The sequence below is a fragment of the Fibrobacter sp. UWB4 genome (genome assembly GCF_002210345.1).
Classification (GTDB): Bacteria; Fibrobacterota; Fibrobacteria; order Fibrobacterales; family Fibrobacteraceae; genus Fibrobacter.
In genome coordinates, this window is the sequence record NZ_MWQI01000004.1 from 124,559 (window position 1) to 141,200 (window position 16,642).

15 protein-coding genes are annotated in these 16,642 nt (G+C 49.2%); 4 read left to right on the top strand and 11 right to left on the bottom strand.

The window, feature by feature from the left end; all coding sequences use genetic code 11:
• Window positions 1–27: 27 nt before the first annotated feature.
• The 4 genes from B7990_RS08685 to B7990_RS08700 are packed head-to-tail and all read right to left on the bottom strand — an operon-like array spanning window position 28 to window position 3,999.
• Entirely contained in the window at window positions 28–1,680 is a 1,653-nt protein-coding gene (locus tag B7990_RS08685; RefSeq protein ID WP_088640581.1) for a diguanylate cyclase, read from the bottom strand.
• Window positions 1,681–1,683: 3 nt separating this feature from the next.
• Window positions 1,684–3,255 (bottom strand): diguanylate cyclase, encoded by a 1,572-nt coding sequence (locus tag B7990_RS08690; protein WP_088640582.1) that lies wholly within the window; start codon window positions 3,253–3,255, stop codon window positions 1,684–1,686.
• Between the two features lies 1 nt (window position 3,256).
• The gene (locus B7990_RS08695; RefSeq protein WP_088640583.1) at window positions 3,257–3,481 is read right to left on the bottom strand and encodes a DUF167 domain-containing protein; all 225 of its coding nucleotides are present in this window, start codon (window positions 3,479–3,481) and stop codon (window positions 3,257–3,259) included.
• An 8-nt stretch (window positions 3,482–3,489) separates the two neighbouring features.
• Window positions 3,490–3,999, bottom strand: coding sequence for a DivIVA domain-containing protein (locus B7990_RS08700; protein ID WP_088640584.1), 510 nt, complete (start codon window positions 3,997–3,999; stop codon window positions 3,490–3,492).
• 566 nt (window positions 4,000–4,565) lie between these two features.
• Between B7990_RS08700 and rpmH the strand changes: the two genes are divergently transcribed.
• From rpmH to B7990_RS08720, 4 genes are read left to right on the top strand one after another with little or no spacing between them, the layout of a single operon-like run.
• Complete coding sequence (gene rpmH / locus B7990_RS08705) at window positions 4,566–4,721, top strand: 50S ribosomal protein L34 (protein ID WP_014546417.1); 156 nt, start codon at window positions 4,566–4,568, stop codon at window positions 4,719–4,721.
• 38 nt (window positions 4,722–4,759) lie between these two features.
• Window positions 4,760–5,098: a ribonuclease P protein component gene (locus B7990_RS08710; protein ID WP_073423802.1), complete on the top strand. Its 339-nt coding sequence runs from the start codon at window positions 4,760–4,762 to the stop codon at window positions 5,096–5,098.
• Window positions 5,082–5,333: a membrane protein insertion efficiency factor YidD gene (gene yidD, locus B7990_RS08715; RefSeq protein WP_088640585.1), complete on the top strand. Its 252-nt coding sequence runs from the start codon at window positions 5,082–5,084 to the stop codon at window positions 5,331–5,333. Before B7990_RS08710 ends, yidD begins: the two co-directional genes overlap by 17 nt.
• Entirely contained in the window at window positions 5,330–7,180 is a 1,851-nt protein-coding gene (locus B7990_RS08720) for a YidC/Oxa1 family insertase periplasmic-domain containing protein (RefSeq protein WP_088640586.1), read from the top strand. Before yidD ends, B7990_RS08720 begins: the two co-directional genes overlap by 4 nt.
• A gap of 270 nt (window positions 7,181–7,450) precedes the next feature.
• On the opposite strand, the gene B7990_RS08725 is transcribed toward B7990_RS08720, so the two are convergent.
• The 7 genes from B7990_RS08725 to B7990_RS08755 form a co-directional block, all read right to left on the bottom strand.
• Window positions 7,451–7,738: a hypothetical protein gene (locus B7990_RS08725; RefSeq protein ID WP_088640587.1), complete on the bottom strand. Its 288-nt coding sequence runs from the start codon at window positions 7,736–7,738 to the stop codon at window positions 7,451–7,453.
• A gap of 125 nt (window positions 7,739–7,863) precedes the next feature.
• Window positions 7,864–9,957 (bottom strand): histidine phosphatase family protein, encoded by a 2,094-nt coding sequence (locus B7990_RS08730; RefSeq protein ID WP_088640588.1) that lies wholly within the window; start codon window positions 9,955–9,957, stop codon window positions 7,864–7,866.
• A 26-nt stretch (window positions 9,958–9,983) separates the two neighbouring features.
• A complete protein-coding gene (locus B7990_RS08735; RefSeq protein ID WP_088640589.1) occupies window positions 9,984–11,180 on the bottom strand; it encodes a DNA cytosine methyltransferase in 1,197 nt (398 codons plus the stop codon).
• Window positions 11,177–12,364, bottom strand: coding sequence for an HNH endonuclease (locus B7990_RS08740; RefSeq protein ID WP_088640590.1), 1,188 nt, complete (start codon window positions 12,362–12,364; stop codon window positions 11,177–11,179). The genes B7990_RS08735 and B7990_RS08740 overlap by 4 nt, the downstream gene beginning before the upstream one ends.
• A gap of 75 nt (window positions 12,365–12,439) precedes the next feature.
• The gene (locus tag B7990_RS08745) at window positions 12,440–13,351 is read right to left on the bottom strand and encodes a hypothetical protein (RefSeq protein ID WP_088640654.1); all 912 of its coding nucleotides are present in this window, start codon (window positions 13,349–13,351) and stop codon (window positions 12,440–12,442) included.
• A 3-nt stretch (window positions 13,352–13,354) separates the two neighbouring features.
• Entirely contained in the window at window positions 13,355–15,814 is a 2,460-nt protein-coding gene (locus B7990_RS08750) for a ribonuclease R family protein (RefSeq protein ID WP_088640591.1), read from the bottom strand.
• Window positions 15,815–15,816: 2 nt separating this feature from the next.
• Window positions 15,817–16,575, bottom strand: a complete 759-nt coding sequence (locus B7990_RS08755; RefSeq protein WP_088640592.1) for a 1-acyl-sn-glycerol-3-phosphate acyltransferase — start codon at window positions 16,573–16,575, stop codon at window positions 15,817–15,819.
• Window positions 16,576–16,642: the final 67 nt, after the last annotated feature.

Here is a 16,642-nt window from a genome sequence, read left to right on the forward strand (position 1 = left end):
CTCGTCGGCATTTCGCGCGTATTTCGTTTAAGCGTCGCTTTTATCCGAATGCCCTTCACTTGCCGCATGTCTTGCTTCGTGCATTTGTTCGTCGCGGCTGAGCGGTCTGTGTTCTGCAATCTTGATTGCCCGCTTGTTCTTGTACATGTCGCTATCTGCCTTGTTGAACGTGTCTGCAATCGTCGTTGCTTTTGCGTAGGTGGCAATCCCGATCCCGCATGCAATCGAAATCTGTTTCCACGGGAAAGAGGCTTTCTTGGTCAAGTCCATGCTTTCCTTGAGCTGCTTTAAGAGATCGTGATGGTTGTCCAGGTCTTCGTCGAGAAGGATGACTAAAAATTCATCGCCGCCGATTCTAAAGACAGGACTGTGCGCAAAAATCTGGCAAATCAGCTTGCAGGAGTTCACGAGATAGGCGTTCCCGTTTTCGTGGCCATAGGTGTCATTGATTTCCTTGAGGTTGTTCGTATCAAGAATGGCGATACCGTAGGATTTTATTTCGCCGTTTTCAATACGGCTTTTGAGCTCGGCAATGTAATTGTCGTAAGCCATCTTGTTGCGTACACCAGTGAGCGAATCCAAGAAAGCAAGCCCTTGCATCTGCTTCATGTGCTGACTGATATGGAATTTTGCCGCTGCAAAGCTCTTGGCGAGTTCGCCAATTTCATCGTTTTGCTTGATGTTGAATTCCGCATTCATGTCACCAGTGATCATTTTCTTTGCTTCCGTGGTGAGCTTCTTGAGCGGCTTTGTGATGCTTCGTGCAAAGAATATCGTGATGGCGGTTGTAAATGACAGCAAAATTAAAATGAAAATGATGCTTTGCTTAAGATGCTTGTTCCTTTCTGCGTTAATCTCAAGTACGGGCGCTACGGTGACGAGCGTCATGCCGTTGTTTAGTGGAACGGAGATCTTGACCTGGTCATCTTCGGGCTTGAACGTGAGGCCGTTGGGGAGTGTCGGGTGGTAGACGACTAAGCCTTCGGAATCTTCCAGAAATGCAAAACCGCTCCTCATGAAGTGTACTTGTGAAAGCTGCTTCGTTAAAAGTTCAAAGTCAATATCGACTCCTGCAACGCCGATTTCCTTGTTGTCAACAAACATTGGAATGACGTAGGAAATGATGTATGAATTGAAATTTTTGTTGTAGTAAGGCGGCAGCCAGACCGGGTTCCCACTCATGATGGGCCTGTAGTACCACCCAACATGTTCCATGTCAGATGGGCTGTATTGCTTGACGTTGGTGATCGTGTGCTGCTTGAATATGCTTTCTGGAGTATCTCTGACGAGTAGAACGCCCTTGCTTGCGCGTGTAATTTCAGGATTGAATATTACATAGACGCTTTTTGTGTTTGTGAGGTTGTAGATGGTTGAACTGAGGCGTTCTTTGATCCCTTCGATGTTCTTGATAAAACTACTTGAATCCGTCAAAAATGTAGAATCTTCGTTTATCTGAGAGTAAATGCCAGCGGCTACAGCCATTGTATATTTTTCGTGTGATTCGAATAAATGGTTTAGCTTTGCGGCTTCATAATCGGCTTGGTCCTTCATGTATTGCATGGAGTTCCGCTGGGTAGTTCTGCTGATGAACAGTGTGCTGAGAACTCCAAGAGAAAGAGTGCCGATGAGTGTACTCGATAATGAAAGGATTAAAATTTTTGACTGGATTGAAAGTCTCATATTTTACTCGATTTCTTTTCGATCTTTCAGCATGTCGTTTTCTGCAATGACGAGCTGTTCGGACAATGAAGAGCTTTGGGCGTCTTTGCAAATGGACGTGCCTATAGATAACATTACCTGTTCCCACGGATTTTCTGCGGAGGCCGTTTTCTGTGCGCTTTCTTTTAGCTTTTTCTGTAGATTCTCGTGATCGTTCAGGTCGTTGTTCATGAGAATGATGACAAATTCATCGTCGTTGACTCTGAATACGGGGCTGTGGTCGAAAGTGCTACAGATAAGCTTGCTTGCGGTTTGCAAAAGTGTAATGGCTTTGGGATTTCCAAATTTGTTCTTGATCTTGAAAAGATTGTCGATGCTTGTGACGAGAACTCCGTAGGATCCGATTTCGCCGGAGGACACTTTTATATTGAATTCGTTGATGTAATGATCAAGGGAATTCCTGTTACGCACATTTGTAATGGGGTCTCTGAATGCAAGGCCCTTGATTTCTCCCATCGTCTCGGCGAGGCGTATCTTTGCATTGACAAAGCTCTTTGCGAGATCTCCGATTTCGTCGTTTCGCTTGATGTTTAATTTGATGCCCATTTTCCCGTCGATGAGACGGTTGGCGTAGTCGGTTAAAAGTTTGATCGATTTGGTGAGTGTGCTTGCGAAAATGGACGATGCGAAAATGAAGGCGACCAGAATCAGCATCGTGATGAGGATGAGATTCTTGATGAGGTTGTCACGGTTTGCGGAAATAGACGTCTTGGGAATGACGAAGGTCAAGTCCATTCCGTTTGCAAGCCTGTTATGGATGATAAGGCTGTTGTCGGGAGGTGTAAACTGATGGCCTTTGGGAATGCTTGGGTGGAAAAGGATGTTGCCGAATCTGTCTGCAAGAAAGGCATAATCGTTGTCGAAAATCCGGATGGCCGCAATTTCACGAGTCAGGTAATCGAAGTCGATATCCACGCCGACAACGCCAATTTCCTTGTCGAACTTGAAAATCGGTATGACGTAAGAAATCATGTATATGCCGATGTTCTTGTTCAAGTAGGGCTTCATCCACATCGGCCTTTTGGTCCTGATGGGGTTGTAATACCAGCCGACGTGCTCGGTGTCTTCCGGACTGTATTTCGAGAAATCTGTGGGTTCTGTAAATCTGAGTTCATGGTCTGTTGCGGTCATTGCCATGAAGACGCCCGAAGTCGGCGGCGCGAGCTTCGGGTTGAATCGCAAGTAGGCCGATACTGCTTTTTCGGTGTTCCCTATTGTAAGGCGGATCAGCTCACGGCTTTTTTCGGTGAAATCAGCGAGTAGTTTTTCGTCAGTCAGTTGCTCGATGCTGTCTAGCATGCCGGTGATGGCTATGTTCAGTGTGTTGACATATTGCTCGACGCTTTTTAGTCTGTTGTTAAGCTTGATGGTCTCGATGCTTGTTAGACTGTGCAGGTTCTTTTCTGTACCTTCGTAAACAACTTTGTCTGTGGTGTGCAGACAAAGTCCTCCAAAAGCGAGTGTGCAAATAATTAAACCGGCGATGGCAAGCCCTAGGATCTTTGCCTGAATGGTTGCTCTTAACTGACGTTTCATCTTATATCCCCAATATTTCGATGACTTTTTTGTTATTTGTTGATCCCATAACAACCGAAACGTCTCGCTTATGAACGTGAAAGTGCTTTGCAACGAGTTCGCAGATGGCCTCGTTCGCAGCTCCATCGACCGGCGGCGCCTTGACTTCGACTTTGAAGCTCCCGTCGGGCTGCTGCGTTATGCTTTCACGTTTGCTGCGTGCATGTACTTTGATATTTATTCTCATGACATGCGCTAGGTGAGGGCGATGCCGTCGTTTTGCGGTGCGACGGGTGCCTCGAAATCTCTTTGCTGGTCGTTTTCCATGGCGGAGAGCAGCTCGTCCTGGCTGTGGATGAGCGCGCGGCAGCGGATGAAATAGTTTGTACGGAGCTGGCGGAGCTGCTCGATTTCTGTGCGCAGGTTTTCGCTTTCGCGCTTGATGCTCTCGACTTCACGCATGGCGCGTGCCTTTGCTTCAGCGATGATAATCTCGGCTTCCTTTTCGGCTGATGCCTTGACTTCGTTAATCGTGCGCTGCATCGTGACGACGGCGTCCTGGATAGTCTTTTCGATTTGGCGGTAGTAGTTCACGCGTTCTTCGGCGACTTTCAGGCGCTCAGTCAAGTTCGTGCGGTCGCGGAACATGTTTTCGAACGCTGTTGCCGTGGTCTCCAGAAAAGCTTTCACTTCTTCTGGATCGTATCCGTTGAGTGTTTTCTTGTGAAAAGTCTGGTTTCTGATATCAAGCGGAGTGAGTTCCATAAAATCCTGCTTTTACGCTATTGTCTATGATGTAATTAAAAGATATAAAAGGAATTGTGTGTTGTTGGCTGTTAGTCGTTAGTTATTGGTCAATAGTTGCTAGTTATTAGTTAAATCTTGCTTGAAAATGCCTTTGCTTTGTCATGCCCCTCTTAATATCATGCCCCTCTTGATGTCATGCCTCACTTGATGAGGCATCTCCTTGTAATAGAGAATGGAGATTCCCTCCCCATACGCGGATCATGACTACTAAGCAGCATATCTGCAAGTAGTCAAAGAGCTCAAGGCGGGAATGACATGTTACTGACCTCTGACCAACCACTAGGCAAATTCTAGTAACTAGTAACTTAGATCTAGTAACTTGAATCACGTAACCGCGGTTCCGCCACTAAAAAATATCTGTTTACATCTTGTGAATACATTGTGCTTTCATTGAACGCTTTCTGTTTGAGTCCCGTTAGGGGTGAAAAAATACCCTTTACGGCGCTAGTAACCCCTTGATAAATACCGACTTTTTACTAAATTTGAGTCTCAAAAAATTCTGTTTTCATAGAAAGGTTTTTATCATGAAAAGAACATTCCAGCCTCACAATCGTAAGCGCGTTAACAAGCACGGTTTTATGGCCCGTATGGAAGACCGTTGGGGTCGTGCTGTCTTGAGCCGTCGCCGTGCTAAGGGCCGTAAGGTCCTCACCGTCAGCGACGAAATCTATAAGAAGTAAGTCGGGGCTGGCTTATAGCCACTCTGCGTTCTTATCGGCTGCCCAATCAGCCCGCTTACCGGCAAGTAGCCGTCCAAGGGAAGTTCCTCCGTGCGCCTGCTTTTAGCATGCGATGGATTGAAGCTCCGGACGGTTTTTGTCGTTTCTGCTTCTTAGCTAAGAAGAAGAACGGAAATGCCGTGTATCGCAATAAGTGCCGTAGGATCCTACGTCCACTGTTTTATGGTATTGTCCCGAACATCAAAAAGCCCGTCTGGGCGATGATTATCGTGAGCGACAATTCCAAGGAAATGTCCTCTGAACGTTTCCGTGAATCCGCCCAGAAAATATTCCACAAGATGGAATGGGACAAGCAACCGGATGTGGCAGAAGCTTAAAAATGCTCTGGTGGCGGCTTTGATTGTCCCCATCCGTTTATACCAACTGGTGCACCCCTATTTTTTCCATGGGGTCTGTAGATTCCAACCTACCTGTTCAAACTACGCAATTGAAGCTTTACGCCTCCACGGGCCCATCAAAGGTTTCTATCTTGCGGTTTTTAGAGTCTTAAGATGCAACCCCTTCTGCAAGGGCGGCTATGACCCGGTTCCGCCCCCTAAGGATAAAAAATGAACAAGAATACACTCATTGGTTCCATCCTTATCGCGGTCATCGTGATTTGGTGGATGGCTGTCAATAACGCAAATGCCGAGGCGCAGGCCGCAGCCCGTGCCGCACAGGCAAAGGCAAAAACCGAAAAGCAGGTCGCAGCGGATTCCGCAAAGTCGCTCGTGATTCCGAGCAAGACGCCTGAAATCAAGGCTGCACCGGTTCTCGGTGGCGCTGAAAACGCTGCTGCACCTGCTATGGCAAACGATAGCGCAGCAGCGGTCGCTCCGAAGGCCGAAATTGCAGAACGCTCTGTGACGGTCGAAACCGACAAGTTCATCATGACCCTCACCAACAAGGGTGCCAAGGTTAAGAGCGTCATCGTGAAGGCTCTCCCGGATTCTGCCGGCAAGTTCCCGGAGCTCATCCAGGATACGACGCTCGGTGCCTTTGACTTGAAGCTCGACAACGCTGACTTGAGCGAAGCGATGTTCGAACTCGGCAACACGCCTGCAAAGATCGTCGTGACCGACAGCGCAAAGGTCCAGTTCGCATTCCAGGACGCAAACGGCAACCAGGTCATCCGTTCTTACGGATTCACCAAGGAAGGCCCGGCAGTCCGTCAAGAAAACAAGTTTGTCGGTTTCCAGCCGAATGCTTATGAACTCGCATGGAAGGGCGGCCTCAAGGAAACTGAAGATATCCCGAAGTCCAAAGGCTTCATGGGCATCGGCGGTGGCGGCACCTACTACTTCAGCGAAGTCGTCTTTAACGACCGCTATTCTGTGGAACGCGAAATGCCGCGCGAACAGACGTCTTTCAATGCTACTGAAGGCAAGGTCATCTGGGCAGGTCTGCGTCGCAAGTACGTCGCCATGACGGTCCAGTTCGACGAAGCTGTTCCGGCAGTGCTCAAGACAAAGCCGATGAAGGTCGAAGATAGCGAAGTCGATCCGGGTACGTACAAGCTTACGATTGCCGACGATTTCCGTGGCGCTCAGTCCCTCAGCTACGATTTGATGATTCTCCCGCTCAAGTGGGATGAACTCTCCGCTCTCGACAAGGACTACGAAAAGATTATCGTGAGTGGCTGGAGCTGGTGCGGTGCAGACGTCTGGTTCGTCTGGATTTGCAAGATGCTTCTCAAGCTCTTGAACCTCTTCTACAGCATTATCCCGAACTACGGTATTGCTATTATCCTCGTGACGCTCATCGTTCGCGGTATTACGACTCCGTTCACCGTGAAGCAGATCAAGTCTACGCGTGGCATGGCTGCTCTCAAGCCGCAGCTCGACGAAATTAACGTGAAGTACCGTACCGACCCGCAGAAGAAGCAGGCCGCTATGATGGAACTCTACAGCAAGAACAACATCAACCCGCTCGCAAGCTGCACGGGTGGTTGCCTCCCGATGCTCATCCAGATGCCGATTTTCATGGGCCTCTTCTTTGTGCTTGGCCGTGCAATCGAACTCCGTGGCGCTCCGGCATTCCTCTGGATTTCTGACCTCAGCCGCAGTGATGTTGTCTGGAGCGGAATCAGCATTCCTATCATCATGCCGTCTGGCCTTGCCATCCTCCCGTGGCTCATGGTGGCAACGACCTACTTCCAGACCAAGGTGACGATGAGTTCCAACGCCGGCATGGACCCTGCACAGCAGAAGATGATGGTGTGGATGATGCCTGCCATGATGCTCTTGTTCAGCGCTGTGATGCCGTCTGGTCTCGTGCTTTACTGGATCATCGGTAACATCTGGAGCATTGCCCAGTACAAGTACATCTACAGCAAGTTCCCGCCGGTCAACGGCTCTACTCCGAAGACTTCTTCCAAGCTCAAGGGCAAGAACGTCAAGGACGCTGAAATCGTGAAGTAACTAGGTGTTGTCATGCCCGCCTTGAGCGGGCATCTCCCTTCGTTTTTTAAGTGCGCGGGCTCTCCCGCGCATTTGTCTTCCTGAGTTGTCATTCCCGCCAGAGCCTGTCCTGAGCACAGTCGAAGGAAGCGGGAATCTCCTTCTCGTCATTAAGCAAAAAAGAAGCCGCATCCACGGCTTCTTTTTTGTTACAGACTTGCGCGTTTGTCATGCCCGCCACCGAGCGGGTATCTCCTTTTTATTATTTCTTTCGCTTGAGCTTCAAGATCCTCATGACGCTTTCATCAATGCGAGATTCCTTGATTTCGCCTTTTTCGATCGCCTTGACAACGATGTCGAAAACCTGCGTAAATTCTCGCCGATTTCTTCCATAAAGAGAATGATGCCGTCATTCTGGAAAACATCGATGTCGCTTGCTCCGATAACCGGCTTGAATCCCCAATCTTTGAGGACATCTGCGGTCTTTTGAATTGTGGAATCGGCAATCGGTGTATTTTTCAAGTTTGCTGAAGCGCCAGAAGAATTGTCATCGCCGCATGCGATAAAAACTGCGCACAAAGCGATGGCGAAAAATGACCATGTATGCCTTTAAAAATCCATAGTGCTCCCCTTAGGATAGATTTTAAATGACCTTTATGAAGAGAAGTATATATCTGTTTTTTAGAAAAGTAAACTTTTCGTATCTACATCGTTCCTGATTCAAGTCCCTTGACGGGGACGTAACGCACGGAGCCGTCGGCGGAGATGATCATCGCAACGCCCGAGAGGTAGTTGACCCAGCGCCATTTCTCGTAGTATCGCACGTTCGCGTGGCCGTTGGTGGTGTAGGCGAGGAGCGGCACGACCAAGTAATCGTGTGTGCACATGATGCTTACGCGATTCATGGCCGGGAGGCTTGCGAGAATGTTTTTCTTGAGGAGTTCTTCGCTGCGGGTTTCCAAGTCGTAGAATGCGTCTTCGTAGGCGCCTGTAAAACCGTACTTGGAAAATACGACCCAGCCGCCTTCGGCATTGATATAGTTGTTCGCGATGGTCTCGTCCTTGATGTACCAGGCGCCGTCCATGTAGGGGAGGACGTTGAGCGTATAGCCTGTTTGGCCTTTGCCGATTGCGATTTCTTCGCAGGTTTCCTGTGTACGCGTGTAGCCCGAGTAACCGTAGTAAAAATCTTCCTTGGCGACGGCTGCAAGGCGCTTGCCCAAATCGCGGGCGTATGTTTTACCGTTGCTGGTCAAGTGGCCTTTCGCGCCGGTGTCATCGGTGCGTTCGCTGTGGCGGATGATGAAGATCGCTTTTTCGTTGGGCTTGAGGTTGGCGTAAACTTCGGCAATGTCCGTGAATCCGTCGGCTTCTTGCGGGGTGGCGATACGCCATGCATTCGTTGCCGTCTCGAAGATGTAATAGCTGTCATGGTTCACGCGGCCTTCACGGACTTCCTTGTCGTATTCGCCGGGGCCGAACCCTGCCGTGTCTTTTTCGATGGGCTGTGCAATGCGCCATTCCTTGGAATTAGCATCGCAGATGAATCGGACTCTGGAATGGTCGGCGTGTTCGTAGTCGTTTGCGAAAAGGGCGCTTTGGCCTTGATTGACGTACGTGACCTGTCCTGCGTTTGCGTCAGTGCATGGCCCGAATCCGTAAGCGACGGGGATAAACGCGCGCATGTAGCGTTCAAAGTTCGGAATGTTCATGCCCCACGATGAAACGTTGTTGCGGATGTCGTTGTATTTCCAGAGTGTGTCGAGACCTACAATCCAGTCGGCAATCTGGATTTTCCAGTTCTGGTCGTTCCAAGTGCCGTCGCCCTTGAGGTCTTCGGCGAGATTGTTCGCGAGGTTCATCATGTCGTTCTCGCTGCGATTGCCTTGAATCATGGCGGAGATGGCTAGAAGTGCTGCACTGTATTCGCTGTTCCCAAACATGTCCAGATCTTCGGCAACGGGCCTTTCGGTGCGCCCGTTGGTGAAATACGGTTGCGAATAAAGCTGGACCGTGTCGATTCCGAATGCGGCAAATGCTTCGCGCTCCGCCTGTGTCTTGGCTTCGGCGAAATCGATGTGGTTCATCGTGAGCTGCTCGATGCGCGGGATGGTGATATGCGTGAGAATGTTCACGTTCGCGTGTTCGGGCGAGCAAGTCTTTGCGGCAAGCGTAATGGGGTTGTTCGAAACTCTGCCTGTCACTTCGTTGCGGTAAAAACCGGTCGCCCTGATTTTCACGCAGTTGGCATTCGAATGGACTTCGTTGAATGCATAGTGCCCGTCATTGGTGAGAATGCAGCCTTCTGCTTTTTGGAAAGTCTCGTTGTTGAATTCCTTGTTTGCTTCGGTGACGGTAACGCTAGAGCCAAAGACGAACGGCCCTTTTTGCGCAATGCCGGAAATCGGCGAGACGAATCCTTCGATAAAGACCGTGTCCAGGCTACCGGCAATTGTTCCGTTTGGCAGTGACGAAACTTTGTCAACGGCATGCAGGAACCCGTCGCTGCATGTGATGCTAAAATCTGTGGTGTCTGCTGCACTGCGCCACGAACCTTTCACGCAAAGGTGCGGCAAATTGTCGCTCTGTACAAAGAACGCACGACCTTCGCGGCTCTCGTCGCAATCGGGCAAGTTCGCTACGCTCGGAACCATCAAGGTATCGAAAAGAGAAATAGGCTGGTTCAGGTCGGAGTCGTCATGGGCGGTAACGTGGTTCCCGTCAGAACCGCAGCCCATCATCAATGACGAAGCTCCAAGAGCAGCAAAAACAATCGCTGTTAAACCAAATTTCTTCATTCCGTACCTGCTTTGATGAGCTGTTTTTATTCTTGGTGGAAAACGGCTTTTATGGCACACGCTAATTTATATGCTAATAAAGGCGGTACAGCGTTCCCGACCTGGGTAAATTGACGAGCATTTGCTCCTGTAAATTCATAGCTGTCTGGAAATGTTTGCAGCCGGGCACATTCTCTTACAGACAAAGTTCTTGGATGGAATGGGTGCAAATGAGAACGGCCGCCGCCTTTTGTCCCGCCCGCAATTACAGTTTTAGAAGGCTCTCTTGGGTCTAACCTGTCAACGCGTCCCAATTTATCCCGCTGGCCGTAGCTCAGAAGCATATATCGCTTGATGGATTCTGCGGTGTGTTCTCTAGTGATATGGCTTGTTGTTGATTTCAAGTCGCGCATAAAGACAGGGCCGCAAGGCGTCTGTTTTTTTGCTGGTTCGGGTAGAACAACAGCGTCTTCTGTACGTGAACCAATCACGATAAAGCGTTTTCTTTTTTGGGGAACTCCGTAATACGAGGCATCAAAGATCCGGGGACCTGCTATTTTATATCCGAGTTTTTTCAAATCGTCCAGCGCCTTTTTTATTTTGCCTGTAGAATCGCATTCCAAAATGCCTTCCACATTTTCAATCAAAAAAGCTTTGGGCTTGAATTTTTTGATGAACCAGATATAATCAAAGATTAGCATTCCCTTTTCTTCGTCGTCAAAGCCTTTTCTCTTGAAATTTTCACCCTCCTTGTTGAACCTTTGGTTTGCGGCAATGCTAAACGACTGGCAAGGAGGACCTCCGTGAAAAACACCCTCGAAATTTTCACTTATGCCATTTTCAGCAAGAATCTTTGCTAGTTCTTCTCTTTTGCTGATATCGCCGCTGTAATTGGGCGGACCGATCACAATTTTTGAAGGGTCGTTTTTTCTCAGGGTATTGCAAAATGTTTCGTTGAATTCAATGGAAATTTTCGTCTGTATTCCTGCGTAGCTAAAGCCGATATCTAGGCCGCCCGCTCCAGAAAAGAAACTGACCGCAGGTATATTGTCCTGCGCTTTGGGGATGTCATCCAGACATTCTATTTTCTCTAAACATTCTTTGGGAATATAGTCGTCTTGCGTGTAAGACAAGTCGTCATAAGAAAGTTCCTGATCATTTAGCAACTCTGAAAAATCGAGATGCTGCTCGATAGATTTGTTTAGAAGATTTTCTTGTTTATCGATCGTTAGTTTCTTTTTCATGCGTTCTTTATTGCAGATAATGCAGATGAGAATATTTCTTTAGCTTCTTCTTTTGTGCTGAAATCAGATTTGTTATGTTCTTTTAACCAGTTTCGATAATATATGTGAATGGCCTTATGGCAGGAAGGGCACAAGCCTATGACATCATCCAGGGATGTCCCGCTAGTTGAAATTTTTATCGTAGATGCCAAAGGTAGTAAATGATGAATCTCTAGCATGTAGTCTGTCCACGGATAAACCCCTCTCATATCTTTTTGACATAATTGGCATTTGGCTTCAGGGTTTTTGTCTCTATAATATTTCCGCAACAGGGAGCTTCTTTCAATTCTAAAGTGCTCAACCTTCTTCCGGTCGCCTTCGATGAATTCAAGGTCTAAAGGCGCGTCTGTAAAGGCTTCTATTTCTGGCGTAACAGATTTAGAGTCCAGACGAGTCATTTGCATAAACTCATCTAGTGCGTCGCTTGCTGGATCCCGGTTTTCGGGAACCAATACCGTATGGAGAAGGTCTTTCTTGGTGGACTTGGATAATGGTTCGAGATATAAATGTTTGTTGTAATACTTCAGAATGCTTAGCTGGCTAAAAAATATAAGCATTTCTCTAACTTGTCTAAGATCCTCATCACAGTCGTTTGGAGTGAGATTTTTATAAAAGTCCAAATCTTCTTTGCCTGTGCATTTGTTTGCTACAATATATCTGGCGACTTCGTCAAGAGAAATTTTTGACTCTAGACCAAGCTCTTGCCGTGCAATAAGAAATTTTAGAATGGCGCAAAACGGATATGTTCTTGTCTCGTTCGGATTGTAGCCGTCAAAAGCAGGGAATGGAAAACTGAATTTTGGAATGTATCTCAAAAAATAGTCATCTACATTTTTGATCAGCCCGTTGTCGGATGCCAAATCTCTACAAAAATCAGTGATGAAAAGGGTGTTTTCCTGGGGACCTTTGGTAGGGAATGTAGCAAGAAACGCACACTGGAAAACACGTTTGTAATTTCGCTTGATCGGGTAATCTTTTCTGTCGGGTGCAAAAGGCATCCCGGTGTCGGCCATTATGTTTTGCCTAAACTTGTCTTCAATGGATCCCAGATTAAGATGATCGAATTTTACGAGAACCTTTGCGATTTCCCGTAATGTATCGAACTGAAAATATTTTAATCTGCCCTGGTCCCAACGCCACATCATGTACCTTAGTCTCCTTTCATAAGATAAAAAAAAGAGATGTCAGCAAATTGTCAATTTTAAACTTTTTTTCGTTTTTTATTTTTTCAGCTTGTCAATCAGCCGTTTGGCGGGGTAGCCGACGAGCTGGAAACCTTTTTCCCAGATGAAATCCTTGATGCGCTCGGTGCGGGTTTCATTGCTCTGGGGGAGCCAGCTCTTGTCAAAGTCTGCATCTATCCCTGCGTTGAGAATGAGGGTTGTGTAGTCCTTGTTGAGGGCGTCGTAGGCGTGATGGCGTACGAAGTGCTTTTTTTCTTCGTAGTTGAAACGGCGTTCCAGGAGCTTGCGCTTCACGAACCCAGCACCTTGTGCAATCAGTTCGTCGTAGGCGAAGAACACGGGGCGTTCCGTGTGGTAGAGCGATTCCATGATGACTTCGGCTTCGGTGAATTTTTCGCTCAAGCCGACTTCGAGCTTACGCGTGACATCGTAGAATTCGGTCTGTTCGGGAGTCTCGAAAATGTGCAAGAAGAACACGCCGAGTGCGGCGGGCTTCATGTACAAGAAGAATGATTGCAGATGCGGTGCAAACTCGTCATTGCTCGTGAGCGAGACGACATCGGCATTGCTGTTTTCGGCGCGTTCAAAGAATTCCTTGAACTTGTTCTGGTAATAGACGATGGAATCGTTGATGAGCAGCAAGCGTTCCACGTCACGCGTGATGAGACCGGGAACGTAGTTGCCGGCAACGTCTGTGCGGTTCGCTTGCAGCTGCAAATAACGCCGCCACATGCCAAAGTCAAATCCGCGATTTTCGGTGAGGAAAAGTTCAATGTGGTTTTCTTTCAGAAAATCGTAGGTGTCGTTCGAAAGCGTTCGGCGATTTGTGAGGAGAACGATCTTGAAGTCGGTCTCCGCAAGATGCTTGAGCGCAAAGCGAACATAGCCGGGGAGGTCTTCCCCGGTTTGGTAACTGGCGTAGAGGGCGACTTTATTGCATGCGTCCATCAACTATCTTCCCCTGCGGCCTCCGCGACTGCTGCGCCCGCGACCTTTTTCGCTCGATCTGCGGCCGCGTCTTGCTTCGCGCGGTTCGCTGGCTACATGGAATCCTTCGCCGAAATCACGGGTTCCGCGCTTTTCAAAGTCACGTTTTTCAGAACTGCGTTTCCCACGCTTGTCGGAGCGGCGACCTTCATCGAATTCGTCACGGCCCTTGCGGAAACTGCCACGTTCACGAGAATCGCGACCGGTGCGTTCGAAAATCGGACCATCGAAATCGCGACGTCCACGGCGACCGCGAGAAACGTATTCCGGTTCGTAATCGTCGTCTTCGTCTGGCTGGCTCACATAGCCGAGTGCTTCGGCGGCCGCAGCGCGGTCAGCTCTTTCATTGAAATTGCGAATGTCGCGTTCGGTATCTTCGCGGGTACGGCGCTTCTTCGGTTCAGGACTCAGCTTTTCGGTGATGCTGAAGTCAGCCTGACCGCGCAATGGGTCAACTCTGAGGAGTTGAACCATCACCTTGTCGCCACGGCGGAAGGTGCGGCCGCTACGCTTGCCAAATGCAAGACCCTGATCCGGATTGAACACGTAGAAGTCATCGCCCGTGATATCGCGGTAGCGCACAAGACCTTCGGCAATCGGATCGTCGATGGAAACATAGATGCCCCATTCTTCGATGCCCGTAACGCTTGCTTCGAAGCTATCGCCAATGCGGCTCTTCAAAATCCAGCAGCTGCACACCTTGATAGAGATGCGTTCCACCTTCATGTTCTTGATTTCGTTTGCTGAAATCAAGTCGCAGACTTCGATCACGCTGTTCACGCGTTCGGCGTCAATTTCCTTACCCTTGCGGGCGAGTTCACGATGGCACCAAAGGTCCGCGTAACGGCGGATCGGCGAAGTGAAGTGGCTGTAATCCTGCCAGTTCAAGGCGAAGTGCCCGAAGCTGTTGGAGTCGTAGTGAGCCTTCTGCATACTGCGCAAAATGCGGTTTGTGAGCGTCTCGTCGCCAGCGGCGCGCTTGACCAAGTGTTCGTAAAGCTTGAAGGCTACCGGGTTCAAGTTTGTATCGCCACTGCGCGGCTTACCCAAGTCACGCAACATCACCGGAGCGTCCTTGAACAGGTCCGGGTACATGTAATAGAGTTCCATGATGTCCTTCGTGTCCGGAGCTTCATGGATACGGTAAATGCCTTGCAGCTTGCGCTGCTTGAGTTCCTTGGCGCAGCAATTGTTCGCGATGAGCATGCACTCTTCCACCCAGGAATTCGATTCATCGTGTTCGCGCGGGAAAATCTGGACCGGTTCACCGTTTTCGTCAAACTTGCAACCGTATTCAGTTGTCTGGAATTCGAGCAAGCCATCCTTAGTGCGGTTCCTCTTGAGGAGCGCGGTCACTTCGGCAAGAGCCTTGATGGAATCGTCGCCTTCTTCCATCATCTTCACGGCCTGCTGGTACGTGATGCCCTTCGTGATGTTCACGACACTGCGATGGAAATCCCAACCGAGAACGTTTGCTTCCTTGTCCAAGTCGATCATGCAGGTGAATGCGCAACGGTCCACACCTTCGTGCAAGCTGCAAACGCCGCTTGAAAGCTTTTCCGGGAGCATCGGCACTGCGGTCCACGGCAAGTATTGCGTATAACTTCTTTCAAGAGCTTCTTCGTCGAGGTCAGATCCTTCAGGCACGTAGTAGCTCACGTCGGCGATGTGTACGCCGAGCTTGTAACCACCATTCGGCTTGCGTTCCACGCTGATAGCATCGTCGTGGTCCATGGCGCCTTCGGGGTCAATGCAAAGAATGTCAAGCTTGCGATAATCCACGCGGCCCTTGAAATCCTTTTCGGTCGGTTCTGTAATGGAGGCCACGTACTTTTCAATAGCGGGGCTAAAGCCTTTCGGAAGATTGCTCTCTTCCATAAACTTTGTCTTGACTTCGTCCCAAGTCACGTTCATGATTTCGGCAGAGCGGTCCACCTTTGCCAAGTAGCTGTGCTTGAGCTTCGGGTGCGGATAAAGCGTGAAGCTGATGGTCTCGCCTTCCTTGCCCGGCGCCTGCCTGCGGTGGCACATCTCGTACACCTTGCCGGTATCGATTTCGGTCACCTGCCAGTCTTCGTCACCGGTCTGGTGCAGAATGCCGCGCTTGACGCGTGTGCCGGAATCCTTTTCGGTCTGACGGCGGCTACGTGCGCCCGGACGGCGATTGTCTTCGACTCCCTGCTCTGCAAGTTTCTTGCGGCGCTTCTCGCGCTTGTCTTCGAGCGGTTCGCCATCGCCCAGTTGGTATTCCTTGTGGGCAGAACGCTTGAGAACGCCACGCTCGATCATGTCGGCGAGGAGTTGCTTAAAAGCCATCTTCTGTTTTTTCGGGAGGCCGAGAGCGCTGCGGAGCTGGCTCCCTACCATAGGTTCGTCACGAAGGATTGCAATAATTTGTTCTTCGCTCGGTAATTCCTTAGCCATAATTAAGCCTCCTTGTTTTCAGTTGCCGCTTCTTTTGCTGCGGCAAGTTCCGCCTGCTTGTACGGCATAGCGGATTCAATCAAATCATGGGTTTCGTCGCGCAGATCGGCCATCGGCTTGTCGGCGTAATCTTCATAACGGATCAGCGGGTGAACGACCATCTCGACGGTGCCGGAATAGACTGCCCACTTGACCTTCGGGAGAATCTTTCCGGTGTTAATAAATGTAACTGGTAAAATCGCAAAATGCTGTTCTTTTGCCAAGCGGAAAATTCCATTTTGGAACTTGAGCATGTGGCCGTCTTCGGTGCGGTGGCCTTCAGGGAACACGACGATGTTGTAGTTGCTTTCGAGGCGCTTCTTGAGGATTTTGCCGAGGCCAGCGTTCTTGCGCGGGTTCTTGTGGATAGGAATGTTGCCGGAACGGTTCAGAACCCAGCCGAACACGGGAGCCTTCCAGAGGCTTGCCTTCGCCATGAACGAAGCCGTCGTGATGGAGTGCCAGATGACGTTGATGTCCAAAAAGCTCTGGTGGTTTGCAACGATGACGTAGTTGATGCCCTGCGGGATGTTTTCGGCGCCCTTGACCGAAACCTTGATGCCGAAAAGCTTGAAAATGATCTTCTGGAATGAAAAAGAGCAAATCTTGGTGCAGTCTTCCCAGTGCCCGCGGATACCGCAATAGAGGGTATAGGGGATACCCGCGACAACCATAATGGTGAAAACGACGATGTAATAAAAGAGTGCAAGAATAGCGCGCATGTTCTCTACTTGTTAAATGTGAACTGAAGCCTACTCAATATAAATAGGTCCCTATGGGCTTAATGTA